This is a genomic window from Secundilactobacillus angelensis (assembly GCF_012641075.1).
Lineage (GTDB): Bacteria > Bacillota > Bacilli > Lactobacillales > Lactobacillaceae > Secundilactobacillus > Secundilactobacillus angelensis.
Map to the genome: position 1 here is coordinate 1 of NZ_JAAXLJ010000012.1, position 19559 is coordinate 19559.

Annotated in this window: 16 protein-coding genes; 10 read left to right on the forward strand and 6 right to left on the reverse strand. The window is 43.1% G+C overall.

What is annotated here, in order from left to right:
* The first annotated feature begins 292 nt into the window (after positions 1 to 292).
* Positions 293 to 1963 (forward strand): glycoside hydrolase family 13 protein, encoded by a 1671-nt coding sequence (locus HC026_RS07555; protein WP_168925387.1) that lies wholly within the window; start codon positions 293 to 295, stop codon positions 1961 to 1963.
* Between the two features lie 53 nt (positions 1964 to 2016).
* On the opposite strand, the gene HC026_RS07560 is transcribed toward HC026_RS07555, so the two are convergent.
* On the reverse strand, positions 2017 to 3606 hold the full coding sequence (locus tag HC026_RS07560) for an MFS transporter (protein ID WP_408640989.1): 1590 nt from the start codon (positions 3604 to 3606) through the stop codon (positions 2017 to 2019).
* Positions 3569 to 4144 (reverse strand): PadR family transcriptional regulator, encoded by a 576-nt coding sequence (locus HC026_RS07565; protein ID WP_168925389.1) that lies wholly within the window; start codon positions 4142 to 4144, stop codon positions 3569 to 3571. Before HC026_RS07565 ends, HC026_RS07560 begins: the two co-directional genes overlap by 38 nt.
* 289 nt (positions 4145 to 4433) lie before the next feature.
* Here HC026_RS07565 and HC026_RS07570 point away from each other — a divergent pair, with 289 nt between their 5' ends.
* From HC026_RS07570 to HC026_RS07580, 3 genes are all read left to right on the forward strand, one after another.
* Entirely contained in the window at positions 4434 to 5060 is a 627-nt protein-coding gene (locus HC026_RS07570; RefSeq protein ID WP_168925390.1) for an NADPH-dependent FMN reductase, read from the forward strand.
* Positions 5060 to 6532 carry an NAD(P)H-dependent oxidoreductase gene (locus HC026_RS07575; RefSeq protein WP_168925391.1) on the forward strand — a complete coding sequence of 491 codons (1473 nt, stop codon included), beginning with the start codon at positions 5060 to 5062 and terminating at the stop codon, positions 6530 to 6532. Before HC026_RS07570 ends, HC026_RS07575 begins: the two co-directional genes overlap by 1 nt.
* 150 nt (positions 6533 to 6682) lie before the next feature.
* Positions 6683 to 7153, forward strand: a complete 471-nt coding sequence (locus HC026_RS07580) for a glutathione peroxidase (RefSeq protein WP_168925392.1) — start codon at positions 6683 to 6685, stop codon at positions 7151 to 7153.
* 61 nt (positions 7154 to 7214) lie between these two features.
* Here the strand turns inward: HC026_RS07580 and HC026_RS07585 are convergent, their stop codons facing one another.
* The 4 genes from HC026_RS07585 to HC026_RS07600 all read right to left on the reverse strand — a co-directional run bounded on the left by HC026_RS07585 (position 7215) and on the right by HC026_RS07600 (position 9835).
* On the reverse strand, positions 7215 to 8015 hold the full coding sequence (locus HC026_RS07585) for an alpha/beta hydrolase (protein ID WP_168925393.1): 801 nt from the start codon (positions 8013 to 8015) through the stop codon (positions 7215 to 7217).
* An 83-nt stretch (positions 8016 to 8098) separates the two neighbouring features.
* Positions 8099 to 8587: a hypothetical protein gene (locus HC026_RS07590; protein WP_168925394.1), complete on the reverse strand. Its 489-nt coding sequence runs from the start codon at positions 8585 to 8587 to the stop codon at positions 8099 to 8101.
* Positions 8588 to 8696: 109 nt separating this feature from the next.
* A complete protein-coding gene (locus HC026_RS07595) occupies positions 8697 to 9272 on the reverse strand; it encodes an LOG family protein (RefSeq protein ID WP_168925395.1) in 576 nt (191 codons plus the stop codon).
* Positions 9273 to 9340: 68 nt separating this feature from the next.
* Positions 9341 to 9835 (reverse strand): methylated-DNA--[protein]-cysteine S-methyltransferase, encoded by a 495-nt coding sequence (locus HC026_RS07600; RefSeq protein ID WP_168925396.1) that lies wholly within the window; start codon positions 9833 to 9835, stop codon positions 9341 to 9343.
* A 167-nt stretch (positions 9836 to 10002) separates the two neighbouring features.
* Here HC026_RS07600 and HC026_RS07605 point away from each other — a divergent pair, with 167 nt between their 5' ends.
* From HC026_RS07605 to HC026_RS07630, 6 genes are all read left to right on the forward strand, one after another.
* A complete protein-coding gene (locus HC026_RS07605) occupies positions 10003 to 11145 on the forward strand; it encodes an exonuclease SbcCD subunit D (protein ID WP_168925397.1) in 1143 nt (380 codons plus the stop codon).
* The gene (locus HC026_RS07610; RefSeq protein ID WP_168925398.1) at positions 11142 to 14240 is read left to right on the forward strand and encodes an AAA family ATPase; all 3099 of its coding nucleotides are present in this window, start codon (positions 11142 to 11144) and stop codon (positions 14238 to 14240) included. Before HC026_RS07605 ends, HC026_RS07610 begins: the two co-directional genes overlap by 4 nt.
* Positions 14241 to 14341: 101 nt before the next feature.
* The gene (gene map, locus HC026_RS07615) at positions 14342 to 15133 is read left to right on the forward strand and encodes a type I methionyl aminopeptidase (protein ID WP_168925399.1); all 792 of its coding nucleotides are present in this window, start codon (positions 14342 to 14344) and stop codon (positions 15131 to 15133) included.
* Positions 15134 to 15220: 87 nt separating this feature from the next.
* A complete protein-coding gene (locus tag HC026_RS07620; RefSeq protein ID WP_168925400.1) occupies positions 15221 to 17209 on the forward strand; it encodes a cation:proton antiporter in 1989 nt (662 codons plus the stop codon).
* Positions 17210 to 17404: 195 nt separating this feature from the next.
* Positions 17405 to 17797 carry a hypothetical protein gene (locus tag HC026_RS07625; protein WP_168925401.1) on the forward strand — a complete coding sequence of 131 codons (393 nt, stop codon included), beginning with the start codon at positions 17405 to 17407 and terminating at the stop codon, positions 17795 to 17797.
* Between the two features lie 422 nt (positions 17798 to 18219).
* On the forward strand, positions 18220 to 19530 hold the full coding sequence (locus HC026_RS07630) for an NEAT domain-containing protein (RefSeq protein ID WP_168925445.1): 1311 nt from the start codon (positions 18220 to 18222) through the stop codon (positions 19528 to 19530).
* The last annotated feature ends 29 nt before the right edge of the window (positions 19531 to 19559 follow it).

Here is a 19559-nt window from a genome sequence, read left to right on the forward strand (position 1 = left end):
TTTCTCTTTTCTTTGGTCGGAACGGTGAACACGAAATAGTGTGGTGTCCTATTTGCGTATTCAAATATAAATAATGGTATAGAAAAAGGAGTTGAGAGGTAAGTTGCCTATCAACTCCAAATATCGTAGCACCAGATTTCCTTGTCTCTTGTCTAAGGAAATCTGACTTTTCTTTCTTTCATTTTCACGAATGTTTACAAGTGCAATCCCTGCGTGTTAGCATATTAAATGTAAACGTTTACCTTAAAATGAATATGCAGTCAGATAACTGAGACAATCAGGAGGAACTGAATTGACCAATAATTGGTGGCAAAATGCCGTAATATATCAAATATATCCACAAAGTTTTCAAGATAGTAACGGTGATGGGATTGGGGACCTTCATGGGATTATCAAAAGGCTGCCTTACCTGAAGAGATTAGGAGTGGATGTGCTCTGGTTAAATCCTATTTATCAATCCCCTTTACAAGATAATGGTTATGATATCGCCGATTATAAAAAGATTCTGCCCGAATATGGCACGATGTCTGACTTTGATGACTTATTGAGGGCAGTTCATGCTCACGGTTTAAAATTACTGATGGATCTCGTGGTTAACCATACTTCTGATCAACATCAGTGGTTCCAGAAAAGTAAGCAGTCCAAAGATAATCCATATGCCGATTACTACATGTGGCATGATCCAGTTGATGGGCATGAGCCAAATAACTGGCACGCAGCTTTTGGTGGTAGTGCTTGGACGTATGTGCCGGAACGTGGTCAGTACTATTTACATTTATTTGCACCTGGTCAGCCAGATCTTAACTGGGAGAACCCAAAGGTAAGAGAATCAGTTTGGGATATCATGCGATTCTGGCTGGATAAGGGAATCGATGGGTTCAGAATGGATGTCATCAATTTGATTTCTAAGCCAGTTGGTTTGCCTGATGCACCAGAACCTGGCACTTATCCGCTAACAGAGGGGTTGGTTGCCGATGGGCCGAAATTAAACGATTACCTTCGAGAAATGAACGAGAAGGTGTTGTCTCACTACGACGTTATGACCGTGGGTGAAATGCCCAGCTCAACGCCAGAGGATGCCATTCATTACACGGGTCTCAACAGCCATGAGTTGAACATGGTCTTCCAGTTCGAACACGTTGGCTTGGAACCAAATCATGATAAACGGCTTGGTAAGTGGAATGATCAGCCGGTTAAACTACCCGAGTTGAAGCACGCCTTATCACGTTGGCAAAAGGCCTTGGATGGTAAGGGTTGGAACAGTTTGTACTGGAATAACCACGATCAGCCAAGGGCGGTTTCAAGATTTGCTAACGATGAACCTCAGTATCGCATTCGCGCAGCCAAAATGCTGGGAACTACGCTTCACATGATGCAGGGAACCCCCTTTGTCTTTGAGGGTGAAGAATTGGGGATGGCTAATGTCCATTACACGGCGATCAATCAGTATGAAGACCTGGAGTCCATAAATGCCTACCGTGAATTGGTTACCGAGCAAAAATTGGTTGACGGTCCTACAATGTTGAAGTATTTGGCGAATATGTCACGCGATAACGCACGGACGCCAATGCCATGGAATGATGGTCAAAACGCTGGGTTCTCAGACGTTAAGCCTTGGTTCGCATTGAATCCAACATATCCTGAAATTAATGCTGAGACCGAAGTAGGCGATAAGCATTCAGTTTTTTATCACTATCAGAAGTTGATCCAACTCCGGCATGACTCCGATTTGATCAAGTTTGGAACTTTCGATGAGATTGATCCTGAGGATGCTCAAGTATTTGCCTATCGTCGACACTATCAGGGGAAGACGCTGTTAGTCATGAGCAATTTTACTGCCGACACTGTCAACCGTAATTATGATCAGGAAAAAGCTGATAAGTTAGTGATCAGTGATTATGATGACGATAAGGGGACGTTCTTACGCCCATATGAGAGCAAGGTTTATTTGTTTAATGATTAAGCTTCAAAAAACCTGATTATCAGCAGGGCGCTGGTAATCAGGTTTTTTAGAAACTAATTTTCATCCTTTACGGTAATTTCGGCCGATTTAGGATTGCGTTGTAAGAGAAGGGCAGCAGCAACGCCACCGATAACCACGATAATGGCGGAACCAATGGCTACTGCGGTCATACCATTATCGTATGCCTTCATGACGATCCGCTGAAAGTCTTGTGCGAAAGGCGCGTGGCTGATTCTGGTTGAAAAGGCAATGCCATGGCCAGAAAATGGTCCAGCGTCGAACAGTGCTTTTTTAAGGCCACTCAACGCTTGAGCGGGCATCTGAATCGAGGAAAGGTGACCATTCAAATAATTTTCGTACTGGTTATCCTGAATCAGTCCCAAACCAACCACACCGACAGTTGTGCCTAATTGCCGAAACACATTTAATAGTCCAGAAGCCATGCCCATTTCGTTTGCCTGAATACCTTCCATGCCGGCTGTATTCAGTAATGGATTAACCATTCCGTTGGTGATCCCCATGAGGACCATGCCGGGCCAGAGATCAACAAAGCTGACGGATGGACTAATTGCACGCGCCATTAACCAGAAACCGACGCCACCAATCAAGAGGCTGATGCTGATCATCCATTTTTTAGAATAGCGGGCGCTGAGGATACCGACGATTGGTCCTAGAATCAGTGACCAAACGCTAATGGTTAATTGACGAATCCCGGTTTGGGTTGCTGAATAACCAATGTAGTTCTGCATCAGCGCGGTTAAGAAGGTGTTGTAAGCGTAGATGCCAGATCCTAACGCGAAAGCAACAACCACAACGCCAATAAAATGGGGCTTTTTAAACATTTTCAGGTTAACCATTGGGTCTTTGATTTTGGCTTCAACCACAATGAAAATGATCATGATGATGAGGCCACCGATTAGCCAGCTGCTTACGCGACCGTCTGTCCAGTTCCAGTGTGTATGACCTTCCTTAACAATCAAGCCGTAAATAATGGCAAATAAGCCGAGTGCTGATAGTAGCATACCGAGCAAATCCACTTTTTGGTTTTTTCCGTAACTTGGTGTTTCTTTCACGTAGACGACGGTCAAAATGACCGCGATAATACCAAAGGGGACGTTGACGTAAAAGATTGCTGGCCAGCTGAAACGTTCAACCAAGTAACCGCCGATTAACGGGCCCGAAGCTGAGGAGACACCAATGATTGATCCCAGAATTCCAAGGGCCAAACCGCGATCCTTGCCTGCGAAGTTGGAAGCGACCAAGGCCATTGATAATGACATCATTCCAGCACCGCCAATGGCCTGCACGCCACGGCCAATATCTAAAATCAATAGGCCGGATGCCATTCCATTGACTGCTGAAGCTAACACAAATAAAATCAAGGAACCTAAGAAAATTTTCTTTCTACCATACATGTCACCCAGTTTTGACATGATCATCAAAGTGACTGCATAGACCAAGGTGTAGGCGTTTAAAACCCACTGTAAATCGGTGAAAGTCGTACTGAAATCTCGCACCATGGTTGGTAATGCGACGTTGACGACAGTCACATCAAGTAACCCCATAAAGACGCCGAGGCCCATAGCTGCCAAGGCAATCCATTGTTTAATACTCGTTTTTTGCTTCATTGTGTTGCTCCTTATTCTGAATTTCATCTAAGTATTGTCCCACCCAAGCTTGCTTGGCTTCGCAGATAGTCATACTGAGCTCGATGGATTGAATACCAGCGTGAATGGCTTCCTTATTTGAAGTGTCTTGTGTTAATAGTTGTAAGAGGTGTTGATGAATTTCGTTATAGATGTTGAGATCTTCTCGAACTTTATCGGCGTAGTCTTGTAAGATCTGCTTTTGCTGCGTGGCATCAACTGCAAACAAGCCGCGGAATTTAAACCGGTAAATTGATTCGTTTCGCGCATTGTTATCTGGAACTGGCTGTGCCATTTGCTGGTAAAAATGAGTTTTACCAACCTCAGTAATCTGAGCCAATCGCTTATTGCGAGGATCATTAGGCTCTTCAATAAAGATAATGTCACCGTTAGCTTCCAACTTAGATAGTAATGGGTACATCACACCGTTAGAAATTTTCCGACGGGGTACCAGTGCACTTCCAAGGACGTCCCGAAGTTTATAGCCGGACATGTTACGGGACATGAGCATGCCAAGAACAAGTAATTCGTACATAATTGCCTCCAATAGGTCAAAGCGACTTATCGAGTATAGGTCGTTTCGACTGGTAATGCAAGGCAAACTTTTGTTAATAAATGATTATTCTAAAAATATATATTGTTTTTATAATAGAGAGAATTTTTTGATTAAAATATGGCACGATTCGTGTTACTATATAAGTTAGGTAAAGGTCTAAGTTTTTATGTATATTGTTTCACAAATGGTCTCTAGCGTTCACTAACACGACTTACTTTTACTTGCTCAATGAATCCTGTCGAGACCGTTAGAAAGGGTGAATAAACAGATGAAAAAGTTTGTGGCACTTGTCGGTACTAATACCGTAAAATCTACTAACCGTAAGTTACTTCAATATATGAAAAAGCGGTATGCAGATGACGCCGAGATTGAAGTTGTTGAACTGAAGGGCTTACCAATTTTTAAAAAAACTAAGGAAGTCTTTATTCCACAACAAGCACGAGACATTGCTGAAAAAATCGATGCTGCTGATGGTGTTATTATTGGCACACCAGAATATGATCATTCGATTCCAGCTTTGTTATCCAGCGCACTTGCTTGGTTGTCTTATGGCATCCATCCGCTGATGGATAAGCCCGTGATGATTGTTGGTACCTCTTATGGCACTCTTGGTGCTTCTCGAGCACAAGCTCAGTTGCGTCAAATCCTGGATTCTCCAGAATTAAAGGCCACTGTTTTACCAAGTTCCGAATTTCTGTTGGGGCATTCTTTGCAAGCCTTTGATGAAAATGGTGATTTGAAGTCAGCTACTGAATCACAAAAACTAGATGGTTTGTTTGATGACTTCCTGGAATTTATCGATTTAACCGAACAACTTGATAATTCGAAGAAGCTACACGAGCAACAAGCTGCCAGCTTTACTTGGGACAATGGTACAACGGGAGATGATGAATAATGGTTAAATTAGTTGGAATTGCCGGCTCAATCGGTGAACAATCATATAATCGGATGCTATTGGAATTTATTCGTGATCACTTTAAAAAAACGGTAGACGTTGAGATTTTAGATATCAACGATGTGCCCGTCTTTAACGAAGATGAAGATCACAATGATAACCCAGTCGTTCATGAATTGGCACGCAAGATTGCGGGAGCCAATGGTGTTATTTTAGCAACCCCAGAACATAATCATACGGTTCCGGCCGCAATGAAAAACGTGATCGAATGGTTATCTAACAATGTTCACCCCTTAGACGGTAAAGCAGTTTGGATCGTCGGTGCTTCTTATCATACTCAAGGTTCTTCACGTGCCCAGTTGCATTTAAAGCAAATCTTGGAATCACCAGGTGTGAACGCCTACGTTATGCCTGGCAACGAGTTTTTGCTGAGTAACGCCAAAGAAGCTTTTGCTGCTGATGGAAGTCTTAAAGACGCCAGAACAGTTGGCTTCCTTGAAATAGTTATGAAGAAGTTCTTAACGTTTATGAAGGTGATTGAAATGTTGGATGCACCAGATCCAAAGAGTGCTCACGAAGAAGATATGGATTCAAAGCATCCGGTAAATACTACCGTTCCAGATGTTGATATGACAGATCCCGAGTGGGTTGAAAAGGCTGCTGAAAAGATGCACGCAGCTAGTGGTGGCGATTACGTTAAACTGGATCGTGGTCTGTTAACCGTCGATCAGTTGAACTACTTCTTGAACTCGATGGCGGGTGAGTTAACGTTTGCTGACGATAATAACCAGTTTATTTACTACAACAAGACCGCTGATGCTGCCCACATGCTTGCGCCACGAACTCCTGATCAAGTTGGTGATCCACTAAGTGCTGTGCATCCTGATCGTGTTATCGAGCACGTTAAGCAAGTGCTGTATGCACTGCGGACAGGCGAGAGTGACGTGGTTTCCATGCCAGCTCAAACCGGCCCCAACCAACATGTGATGCATTACTACCGGGCAATGCGTGATGAAAACCGTCGTTACCGTGGTGTGAATGAATTGGTGATTGATATTATGCCAATCCTGAAGTACTATCTGGCAGCAACTGGTCAAAAATTAGTCAAGGATCCTGATGCCGTACCAATGTCTCCAATCACTGGCCTTGACGCGGTTACCGGTGCTTCTGCTCATTCTGACCCAACCAAGACGGATGCAACTAGTGGTGCTTCAGGATCTAAATCAGTTGAGAAACCAGCTGAAAAGCCAGCTACGGATGCTACTAGTGGTGCTTCTGAGTCAGGTAATGAAGCAACGGTGGCGCCTGCAGCAGCAGAACCGATTGACACAGATGCTTTAACCGGTGCTTCTGAAGAACCTGCAACGGGTTATTCCGCAACAGAGGATGACGCTCCTGCAAAACAACCAGCGCCAACACCAGAACCAGAATCAACAGATACTGATGCAACAACTGGAGCTTCAGAAAGCTAATCGTCATTTTCTAAATTGAAATCAATAAGTGCCGGCGTGACAGTCATTTTGACTGTTACGCCGGCTCTTTTAAGCCCTTCAGTATTTGCAAATATAGCCTGAAAGCGGTATATTGATTGTACACAATTGATTTGAAAAGGAGGCTTTTAAATGAGCAGTATTTATGATTTTCAAGAGACAGAGATGAACGGTAAGCCAATCAATTTGGCCGATTATAGCGGTAAAGTTTTGATGATCGTTAATACCGCTAGCAAGTGCGGATTAGCGCCTCAACTAGAGGGAATCGAAAAGCTCTACAAACAATACCATGAACAGGGCTTTGAAGTGCTAGGTTTGCCTTCCAATCAATTTCATCAGGAACTGGATTCTAATGAAGAGACCGAAGCATATTGTCAAATGCACTACGGCGTGACGTTCCCAATGACTAAGCAAGTTCGTGTCAATGGCGATGATGAAGACCCCTTATTTACGTACTTGAAAGATACGGCTGGCCATGGTCGAATCAAGTGGAACTTTACTAAGTTTCTAATTGGCCGCGACGGACAACTGATTGACCGTTACGCGCCAGTCACTAAACCAGAAAAAATTGAACCCGATATTGTTGAAGCATTAGCAAAATAAGTTACCGACATTGAATAAGACCTGGAAGCTAGCAACTATGACTAGTTTCCAGGCCTTTTGATTACTGCATATCAACGTGTTCCACCAAAACGTGGCGTTTCAAAAAGTCCACGGTTTCATTAAAGACATCATCTAGGTAACCTTTAGCATGGCGGGTACCGGGAACCATGTTTAGCTCGAAGGGAACACCGGCCTCGGTTAGTGCATTTGCCATCGTCAAAATCCCACTCGTTGGCACGAATTCGTTTAAAGAGTTTGCCAGATACATTGGTCCAGTCTGACTATTTACCCGATGTACTGGAGTGGCTGCCGTGAGTTCGTCGGTTCGTTGATCAAAATAGTTCATGACAAACCATTTGTAGAAGGCGTCGTTTGCACCATTTTGATTAATCGTCGCACTAGCTTGCTGATTGAAGCCACTTGTATCACCTTCAGCAGCGACCACGTCTTGATGTTCAGCTAGCCAATCATCAATATCTAAAATACCGGAGAGAGATACGGCCGGAATACCATATTTAATTGCCATTTCCACCGACATGTTACCGCCAGCGGATGAACCAACGACACCAATTGGCATTTGGTTGTACTCGCTTCTGGAAATCCATTCCATCAGTGAATCCATATCAGACAAGGGCTCTGGATAGTAAACATCAGGCGTCATCCGGTAGTTTGGTACGAGTACCATGTAACCCAGGTCGGCAAGACGAGTTGCCCAATCCTCATCTTTGGCTTTATCACCACGGAACCAGCCACCACCATGAATATCAATAATGAGGCCTAAAAACGGCTGTGTACCATCATGGTAAGCATCCAAAGTTAAGTGCCGATTTTTATCATACGTAATGTCATGTTTAACTTGCATCTTTACCCACCTCCAAAGTTTAATTTCACGGCGAGTATGGCAAAAATATCAGACAAAATCAAGCAATTGGCTTTAATCGCATATCAAGGTTGGAGATGGTAAATAACGATGGCAGCTGCGTAACCTAATAGGATGACATGACTGGTAATGGTGAAACGTGTGGCCATCGACATCAGGTGATGGTAATGGGCATTGAGTTCTGTGAGTGTTGCTGAAGTCTTGATCAGTTCTGAATGTTGTTGAAAAAGCGTGTCATATTTTGAACTCAGTGACTCATATTTCAGATCACGTAGCCAAAAAATCCAAGAGATACAAAAGGCACCGAATAATAAACTAAAGAAAAGTTGTTCTGCAGGAGCTGCGATGACTTCTTTGAGTGTAACGGACGTATAATTGATCGATGCGAGTGGCTGAACGCTTGCTGCACCGATTGTGGCTGCTAAGAAAAGAATGAGGCAGACTAATTGGGAACCAGTTGCTCTGACGTGATATTTAGCTTGCTTATCTAACGAAATGAGTTCCTGAGAAACGTCCGATTGCACCTGCGTATAGTAACGCACATTGGAAAGCATGGCAGACAACCCCTCTCTTTAGTTCCATATTTTTTATGTCATTATAACCAAAACGTCTAAATTTTTGAAACAAAAAGGCTTGCCGATACTCGATTGACAAGCGCTACAATTAATTCTGATAATTTGTTCTGATTGTTGGTGGTGTGTAGTCAGCCATGAACTGAAAAATTTCGGGAAGGTTATCTGCAAATAATAATTTGCTACGGTGTTCAGGGGTTAGAAATTGTTGTTGGACCATTTGGTTGAAGAATGAAACTAACGGATCGTAATAATGATTGACATTATAAAAAGCACACGGATTCGGATTGTCACCAATTCTTGCCCAAGAATAGGCTTCTACGATTTCTTCCAGAGTTCCTGGACCACCGGGGAGGGCAATACAGCCGTCAGCCATATCAAGCATCTGTTGTTTGCGAAGTGACATGTTATCAACGACGGTTAAATCGGTGATATTAGTCGCCGCGGCACCACGATCAACTAGGTTCTTCGGCATCACACCATGAGCTTTACCACCAGCATCAATGACAGTGTCAGCGAGTATCCCCATTAGACCGACGTTACCACCACCATAAACTAATTCTAAAGAATGTTCAGCCAGGTATTGGCCTAACTCAGTTGCTGATTGACGATAAACGGGTGAATGACCCAGATTAGCGCCACAATAAACAGCTATTTTTTTAAGCATGCACAACTACCTCCTAAAGCCTGTTAATAAGGATTATGTATATAACATTGTATAATACAATCATCGGTTTAATGACGTTCAAAGGCGAGCAACCGACGTTTACGTTCTACGCCGCCAGCATAGCCTGTCAAACTGCCATCAGTACCAATGACGCGATGGCAAGGAATAATGATGCTGATTGGATTGTGGCCGACAGCGCCACCGACTGCTCTTGCCGACCCAGTTTGATGACCGTTTATGACAGTCAAACGGTCGGTAATTTGTTGATAAGTCATTGTTTCACCGTACGGAATTGTGGTGAGTACCTGATAGACTTGCTGACGGAAAGGGGTAGTTTGCGGTGCTAGTCTTAAACTATTAATCGCTGGTTGATGGCCACTGAAATAGTCGTCTAGCCAACGAGCTGTTTTTTGAAGTAGCGGTGAAGTGCCAGAAGCAATTGTTGATAAATCGTATTTTGCCCCTTGATGCGCTTGATCTGAATACCAAACGCCGAGTAAAGCACTTGAGTCTGCCAATAAGATGAGTTGGCCAAGTGGTGATGAGTAAGTAGTTTTAAGCATGTGACCAAGTCCTTTCTGTTTTAGCTTGAAGATTAAGCTAATTCATGTCACTTGGCAAGTCAAAGTGGTTTTAAGATTAATCGAAAATATGTTCGCCTTTACTCTTCCGCAAGTGCCGTTAATTTGCTAAAATATAAATTAACTTAGATGAACGGGGACCTTCGAATATGAAATTACTACATACTGCGGATTGGCACATTGGGCGGCGTTTGCACGGCTTTGATTTAACGGCTGAACAGCAAAACGCTTATGCCCAAATAGAACAGATCGCACAAGAAGAACAGGTTGATGGCATGATTATTGCGGGGGACTTATATGATCGTCGATTGCCAGCGGAAACTTCGGTTGCAATGGTGGATAGCATGTTGCAGCAATTGAATTTAACTGATCAGATTCCGATTTATGCGATCTCTGGTAATCATGACAGTGCCACTAGACTTGCAACGGGCACGCCCTGGTTTAAAGCCACTCACCTGTATCTTCATACTGATTTAAGTCAGGCCTTTCAGCCAGTGGAATTAAGCGATACGCAACTTTTCTTATGTCCTTACTTTGAGCCATTTGACGCACAGCAATATTTCAGTGATGATTCGTTGCAACACTTGGATCAAGCTTTTGAACGTGTGGTGGTGGAAATGAAGCAGCATTTTGATCCGACGAAAAAGCACGTTCTAGTCGCACATTTTTTTGCTGCCGGTAGTTCGACCACGGATTCGGAAACTAATCTGACCGTTGGCGGATTGGCAGCTGTTCCGACCGATTTACTGACGGACTTTGACTATGTGGCGCTGGGACATTTGCACGGTAAAGAGGCTTTGCAGTCTCCAACAATTCGTTATAGTGGCTCGCCGGTTAAGTTTTCTTTGTCCGAAGCCAATCAGGAAAAAGGAGTCTGGATCGTTGATACTGCATATGATCCAGTTCGTTTGACGTTTAAGCCGATTACGCCCATCCATGACGTTCAACAGGTGACAAGTAGCTTCGCTGAATTAATGAACCCTGACGACAATGATACGGTTGATCATGAGGACTATGTCGGCATTACTTTAACGGATAAGCAACCAATTCCCAATGTCATGGCTCGGCTGCGTGACGTTTTTCCGAGGATAGTGACTTTAGGGCGCACGGATGGTTTTGAAACCCAAGTTCGCTACCACGGTGAATCTAGCAAACAAATTCGGCAGAAGTCGCCAATGGATCTACTTGATGATTTTTATGAAAAAGTGGCTAAGGAGTCATTGAGTCCACAACAGGAAAAATGGGCAAAAGCGGCTCTTAAGGTAGCGCGAGAAGAAGGGAATCAAGCATGAAACCATTAACACTCAAGATGACCAATTTTGGTCCGTATGAAAAGCAAACCATTGATTTCACCCAGTTAGCCGACGCTTCAATCTTTTTGATTGCTGGTCCCACTGGTAGTGGTAAAACGACTCTTTTTGATGCCATGACCTTCGCGTTGTACGGTGAAAGTGCTAGTGATGATCGTGATCCTGCGGCCTTACGATCGGATTTTGCGCGGGGCGATGAGCCGACCGAAGTGACCTTAAAATTTGAGCATAAAGGCTTGGAGTATGCCGTCACAAGGCAACCCAAACAGGTTTTGTCAAAGAAACGGGGTACTGGTACGCGTGAGTACCCCAGCAGCGGTAAGTTAGTGATTTATAAAAATGGCACGAAGACCAACGAAATCACCCGAATGCAAGAAATTAACCTGACACTCACCGATATTTTGCAGATCAGTCGGAAACAGTTTGTTCAAATTGTTTTGCTACCGCAGGGAGAATTCAGACGCTTTTTGGTTTCGGATAGCAGTGCTAAGGAAGCCATTTTGAGAAAGGTGTTTGGCACGCAATTATTTCAACGCTGGGCAACGGCATTGAAACAACAATTAAACCAGCAGCGTGAAAAAATTAAATCGGCTCAGTCGGTAATTGATAGCGGGTTAAAGCGGGTTCGTTGGACGCAGCCGAATGGCGAACATGATCTGTCTCACCTGAAGGAACAGTATCAAACTGATCTGGATGAATTAAGGTCGTCCAAGCAAAATCTAAAGACAGTACAGCAACAAGTTAACCAGTTGAGTCATCAAATCGAAACTGATCAGCGGATGAATCAAAATATTGAAATCTTAAACCAGAAACTGCAGGAACAAGCAAAACTCGAAGCAGAGCAACCTCAAATTGAACAACAGCAACAACGGCTAGTGACTTTAAATTGGGTGAGCGAACAAACGCCCAATTATGACCGACAGCAGGAACTTGTTAAACAAATCAAACAGTTAGAACAGAGAAAAGTTACTTTAACTCACAACTTACAAATTCAAACCCAAAACACAACCCAACTAATAGATCAGCAGAAACACTTGGCTGAAATGAAGAAATCAATTGATGAGAATCAAACAGAAGTGACGCTTTTGTCGAAACAACGGCCTTTGTTTGAGCAGGTAAGGCAGTTAACCCAGCAACTGGATCGGCAATCAGCAGATGAATCCAAGCTTGATCTCGAACTGTCCCAAAAGCAGTTAAAGGCAGACCAACTGCAGCAAGATCTCAAGCAGTTCAATGAGCTAATCGCTCAACAACCCGAATTGTTAAAACGGCGCGCGCAGCTAACAAATCTACTGAACACACAAACGATGATAGGTAAACAAGTTAGCAATCTATTGCTTCAACAGACCGAACTTTTCAATCAACGAAAAACTGTTGCCCAGACGCATTCAGTAGTGATTGGACTCGACCAAGAAGTTAGTCAAGCAAGCACAGAGTACGCTGAATTAAGAAATCAGTGGTTGGTTGGCCAAATCAGTTCACTAGCCAACCAATTAAAGCCGGGTACGCCATGTCCGGTTTGTGGCAGTGTTGAACATCCAGCACCAGCAATCACTACAGCAACTAAGGTCATCGATAACGAAACGGTTAAACTTGCTGAGCAGTCATTGCAACAGCTCAAGCAAAAACAAACCAAAGCTCAAAGTGATTTGTCACACTTGCAAGAAACTGTCGAGAAACAACAAACTATTATTGAGGACCAGAAACAAGAACTGTTGGACAAAGTTGATTTACCTTCGGATGTTTCTATTGAAGATTTAGAGGATCATGTTAACCAGCAGAAAGCCAAAATGGATCAACAAGTTAGTGCAATTGATGAGCAACTTGCCAAAATTGATCATGCGGTTGACCAGCAGCAACAGGTAAATGGTCAGATTGAAAACCTACAGGAAATTATTCAAGCTCTGAAAGAACAGTCTCAAAAGGGCAAACTCGCTCAACAAACCATTCAAACTAAATTGGAAGAAGCTCAAAAACAGCTACCCACCCAATTTAAGAATCTCACGGAACTCGACGATTACCTTACGGCACAGCAGAATACGATTTCCAAATACCAGCAGCGAGTGGCTGACAATAATAATGCTTTGCAGAAGAGCAACGAGGCTGTTGCGACCATTCAAGCTAATTTAAGTAACACTGAATCTTCGCTAGAGGAGACCCAAACGACATGCGCACAACTTACAACTAATCTGGAACGTGCGGTGACGAATCAACTTGGTGACAACCAAATGGCCCATTTTGTGGAGCTGATCGGGCAACTTGATGAAATAAATTCGCTCAAACAGACCATTCAGAACTACCAACAAGCCATTACAGCTGCAAAAGCAGATGTTTCCGCGTATCAGCAACTCGTTGGTGATAAGCAACTGGTTGATTTAACAGTGATTCAAACTAAATTGAACGAACGCAATGAAGATCTGAAGACTGTCCAAAGCCAAACCGATGACAAGCAGCAACACGTCAGCGTGAACGGAGATATTTTGACGCAAATCAAGGCTGCTACACAACAAGTTGCGGCCCAGTTAGATGAATTGAATGAACTTCAGTTATTAGTGGAAACAGTTGCGGGTGGGGGTGACAACAAGCTGGGATTGGAACGCTATGTCCTCAGAGCTCAATTAGCCGAAATCCTGATGATTGCAAATGAGCATTTGAAGCAATTAAGCTCTGGTCGGTATTCAATGCAGCTTCATTTGGAAGCAGGCGCCTATCAGAAAAATACCGGATTGGAAATTGATGTTTATGATGACAATGTTGGTCAAGTCAGAAGCGTTCACACACTCTCTGGCGGCGAAAGTTTCATTGCCGCATTGAGTTTAGCACTGGCACTAGGGGAATCCATCCAGAATGAATCAGGTGGAATCAGCATCGATGCGCTATTTATTGATGAAGGTTTTGGCTCACTTGACCAGGAATCCTTATCAACTGCTATGAAGGCCTTGGAGAACGTTGAGTCTAGTAACCGGATGATTGGCATCATTAGTCATGTGACATTGTTGCAAGAAACTATCCCCTACCAAATTCAAGTGCAGCCTATGGGTCAGGGTAAATCAATTGCTAAAATTGTGCTGCCATAGGTATGTAGCTGAAATAAGCGTATAATTTTTTATCATCTAACACAGAAATGACAGTATCGTTATTGCGAGTCAAAGAATTTATTAAATAAGGGAGTTTGATCATGATTACAATAAAATCACCACGGGAAATTTCGCAGATGAAAGCTTCCGGTGCGGTTTTGGCCGGTGTATTAAACGGGTTGGAGAACATCATCAAACCAGGAATTTCAACCTGGGAGATTGAAAAATTTGCCAATGCTTATATTGAGGCACACGGTGCGACAGCCGAAGAAAAAGGGTTTGAGGGTTATCAATACGCTACTTGTGTGAACGTCAATGATGAAGTCGCACACGCCACCCCAAGAAAGGGATTGATCCTTAAATCCGGTGACGTTGTGGCCGTTGACTTAGTGGTTAATTTGAATGGCTTTTTAAGTGATGCTTGCCGAACTTTCGCTGTGGGCGACATTTCAACTGAAGCTCAACGCCTTATGGATGTTACTAGAGAGGCATTGTACCGTGGAATTGACCAAGCAATCGTCGGTAATCGGCTTGGTGACGTTGGCGCCGCTATTCAATCATATGTGGAAACTGAAAATCACATGGGCGATGTTCGTGAGTTAATTGGTCATGGCATTCAGCCGACCATGCATGAGCAGCCAGATGTTCCTGCCTATGGTGAACCTGGTAAAGGTCTACGTCTTCGAGAAGGCATGACGATTACTATCGAGCCAATGGTTAATTTGGGCACCCGTGAAATTCGGTCAATGGAAACACCGGATGGAACCTGGGAGTATTACGTTACTGCTGATGGTAAACCTTCTGCTCAGTTCGAACATACGTTAGTCATCACAGCAGATGGACCAAAAATTTTAACCTCCCAAGACCCACAAAGGGATGCCAAATACTTATAGTTAAAGGTCATACTGAAACAAAATTTGTGGCAAAACACATTCTCACCGTTATACTTATCATATAAGTTTGAGGGTGAGGGAAAAATCATGGATCAAGTCTTGTTATTAATTATTATTTTAGCCGTTGTCGTGCTCGCCAATATTCTTTCACGACACGTTTCAGCTATTCCGTTACCATTTTTTCTAATTATTTTGGGGTTATTGCTGGCGCTCTTACCAGCGTACGCAGGATTTCATCTAGATCCATCAACGTTTGCTTTTGCTATTATTGCGCCAATGCTATTTAATGAAGCCCAAAACAGTTCTCGATTTTGGATTGGTCGGTCAATCACCAACATTTTGTCATTAGCTGTTGGGCTGGTGGTGGTTACGGTTCTAATCGTTGGAACCAGCATTCATGCCTTATATGCGATTTTACCGTTGAGCTTAAGCTTTGCGCTGGTTGCAATCGTCGCGCCAACGGATGCATCTGCGGTAAACTCAATCTTTGAGGCTAACCCAATTGCAGAGGAACAAGCTGCAACCTTACAACATGAATCGTTATTTAATGATGCAGCCGGTATCGTTATCTTTGACATGGCGCTAGCGGCGTTCATGTCTGGGCAGTTCTCAATCGAAGCTGCGGTGGGGATGTTTGCCTGGGAGTTTTTAGGCGGACTGTTATTTGGTGCCATTATTGGCGTAATGGTTGTAAGTACCCGTTTATTTTTAATTCGGCATAATGATGCCACGCCACTGATTATGGTGTTGATTCAATTGCTGACACCTTTTTTGGTTTACTTATTGGCTGAAAAACTGGAACTGTCTGGAATTTTAGCTGTCGTGGCTGCGGGTATGGTTCAGGGTTCTGAGCGCGATAAGCTGGGCTTAATCTCTTCACGAATGCAATTAGTGACCAGCAATGTGTGGGAAATTCTTAGCGGTGTTCTATCTGGAACGGTTTTTGTCCTACTGGGGCTTTCACTACCAGATGTTATTCGAGCGCTAAATGCTCATGCTAATACTCAGGTTACGATTCCTAAATTACTTTTGTTAGGCCTATTCCTGTATGCACTGAAGGGTGTTTTGAGGTTACTGTGGACGCGTTTCCTGCTTAAGCGGCGGACGAAAACCGATCACATATGGCGTGATAGTTTAGTGATGGCACTCAGTGGTGCCAATGGAACCATCACGCTATCATTGGCATTTTCAATCCCAACGATTGTGAACGGTCATGCCTTTTTACTAAGGGGGCCGCTGATTTTTCTTGCTGCGGTGGTCATTTTGACTAGTTTACTCCTGCCAACTATTTTCGTCCCGCTGCTATTGCCAAATCAGGAAACCACGGAGCCTCGATTCAAGTGGGTACGACGGATGATTCAAGCTGGTATCAGTGAATTGACAAGTGAGAAGGAGTATCCGGCTGAGGCACAAATCGTGATTGATTCACTTCAGCAGCAGTTAATTTTAGATTCAACTCCAAATTTACGAGTGGAAAGACAGATCATGCGTCAAACACACCAAGTCGAAAGCCAAAAAATCCGGGAAATGTACGACGCCGGTCAGATCACAAAAGATGAAATGACGTACTACAATAAATTCTTGGAGCTGAATCATTTTTCTTCCGATGAGAAAGTTTGGAAGAACGTTTGGCTACGGGTCCGGTTTAGTTTACACATTGGTACACTCTATAAGGATCTCCACCGGGCGCAAGAGGCATTTCTAACTGCACCAGTTGCCCTAGAAGAGGTTTACTGGCGCGAACAGTTCGAAAAGCATGGCGAAGATATCTTACCGATCGAAGAGGCTGGATTTAATGCAGTGATGGACTATTTGAAACAAAATAGCGGTGCAAACGGGGTTGAAACAAATCTCGTTCGTCGCTTTTATCGGACTCGCCATCGTCGAATTCGCGGCGGAGACGTCAACCCTGACATGGTTTATCAGCTGTTCATGCGAGCATTTCATGCTGAGTATGAGCTCATACAGCGCACCATCGCGAAGGGGGATATTTCAGCCGATTTAGCAGAGAAATTACAACAACGAATTTCCTTTGATGAGATTACTTATATTCAAAATAGCGAATCATATCGATAAATATTACTTGATATTTTAGTGTGAAATTAGTAACATAATAGGTGTAAGTCAGCAGTAGGCATATCATCTGGGGGATCGGTTAACACGTGTCTAATATTTTTCTGTCGGGGCGATGTACGCGCATCTGCAGATGATACTGGCACTCAATGTATTTAATTGTTGGTCTCTCAGATACTGCTGATAGGAGATGTTTTTATGATTGCATATACGTTGAAGATTCGAAACAAGGTGACAACCAGGGATATCGTGGTCACATATCGGGCGACCATTGATGGTGAGCAGAAGGATTTAACGACTGGTTCGATGAAGTTCAACTTAGAAACGGCCAACGTTAATTACCTAACTAACAGTCAGTTTGTGTTAGGCATTGTGGAAACCGTCATTTTACGGTTGAATGAGGAATGTAAATTAGACCGTATCGAAGTCGATCAATCTGCTAACCGACTTCAATTACAAGTGCCAAAATTAACCGAATTCAGATCGTACATTCAGTCTCACCAGCTGCTTAGTCATGTGGCGCAATCATGCGTGGCTAACGGTCATCAAGCAATCAACGTTTCAATCTCTACTCCATTTAAACTCGGATAATCAAGTCAAGCTCACTTTGGTGGGCTTTTTTTATTGGTATTTTCCGTTACCAATTGGAACAACTAAAGACTGTCGTTATTCTTGAATCGTGAATGAAGGCAAGGATGAATAAATCAATTTACAATATTTGTTTGTGAAATAATGAGAGCAATTTGAAACGTTATTTTACAAACAATTGGGCATAAGTGCGTGTTATCAGCTGATAAATAAAATTTAAGTTATCGCTAGATTAGTGAAAAAGTCTACTTATTTACGATATTTTGTTTTCTTAATGGGTAGTTTCGAGTTATAATTTTCTTTAATAAGGCACTTTATACAATTTCTAATTTATTTTAAGCCTACTTAATTTGGGGAGGGAAAACTTAATAGCACAGTACTAGTTTTTGCAATTAACATATTATTTTCATTATGGAGGAATTATCATGAAGACAAAGTGGTTTAAGGGATTAATCAGGGGCGTATTCTTAGTTATTTTTACACTGTTGAGTGTAAGCGCTTTTGGTGGAAGTAGTGTTCAAGCATCCACGTATAAAGATGGCTCATATTCAGTTCCAGTGAAAGCTTTGAAGACTGGTACAACGGATCCATCAGTTTCTCAGCAATTCTTTGCGCCAGATGCTACTGCGGTGGTAAAGGATGATACTGCTACTGTCACCATGAAGTTACAAGGTGCAGGAGCCAGTTTCTTAACCGATGCTACTGTTAATGGGCAATCAGCATTGAACTCCGATAAAACAGCTTTGACCTTTACCGTTCCAGTTGGTAAAGATTCAACTACGGCATCGTTTGATATTGCCGTTGGTGCAGGGATGCATGAAGCATGTGACTTTGCCTTTGACTGGTCGAGTGTGGCCAAAGCAGATGATGCTTCGTCTGTAGATACCTCGTCGTCTTCAATAGATAGTGGTTCCTCCAGCGATACATCAAAGGGTTCTACAAATACTTCGACCAGCACATCAACAAGTACTACCTCATCCAATTCTTCAAGTAGTGTTTCCCAAGGCAATGGCAGCTTTGTTTACGGTCCTAGTGTAAATGTAAATGGCTCAAATAACACAATTACAATCAATAACGGCCTAGGGAGTACTACTGGAACCGTTGATCCTAACACCAACAAGTTGAATTACTCTGTTCTACAGGCAGATGGGAAATCCATTTCTGAAGCCAACCAGTACTATACCCACGTTGCTGACGTTGCCAAGCAATCTGATGGCACGTACAAGATTACAATGCACGTTCAGTACGGTAAAAACTCTGGCATGACGGCAAAGGGCTTCGTTCCTCTGACAGTTAATGGTCAGAAGGTTGCGGATGTTACTTATGGTTCAGATGCCAACAATTACACTTGCAGCTTCACTTTTACGACACCAACCTTGGATGCCTTAACTAAGGCACCTGTAAAAGGTACCATCCACGTAACGGTAGGTTTAGTTAACATCAGCTCTGATTTTGATGTTTATTACAAATTCAGTGCTGCTTCAACGGGAACTGCCGGAAGTTCTACAAGCACCACAAGCACTAATAATTCAAATGGTGGCATGACTGGTACTGCCGCTGGTGAAACTACTGGGACTGGCACCACGCCAACCACTAAAGCTGATGCTTCTGCTCAACAGTCATCTGCGAAGTTACCACAAACCAATGAAATGCAAAATATTACAGCTGCAGTTGCCGGACTAATCAGCTTGATTTTAGTTATTGCAACAGTCATCGTAAGAAGAAAACAAGCTTAATTGATGTTAGTTAGAGGCCACTCACTTGT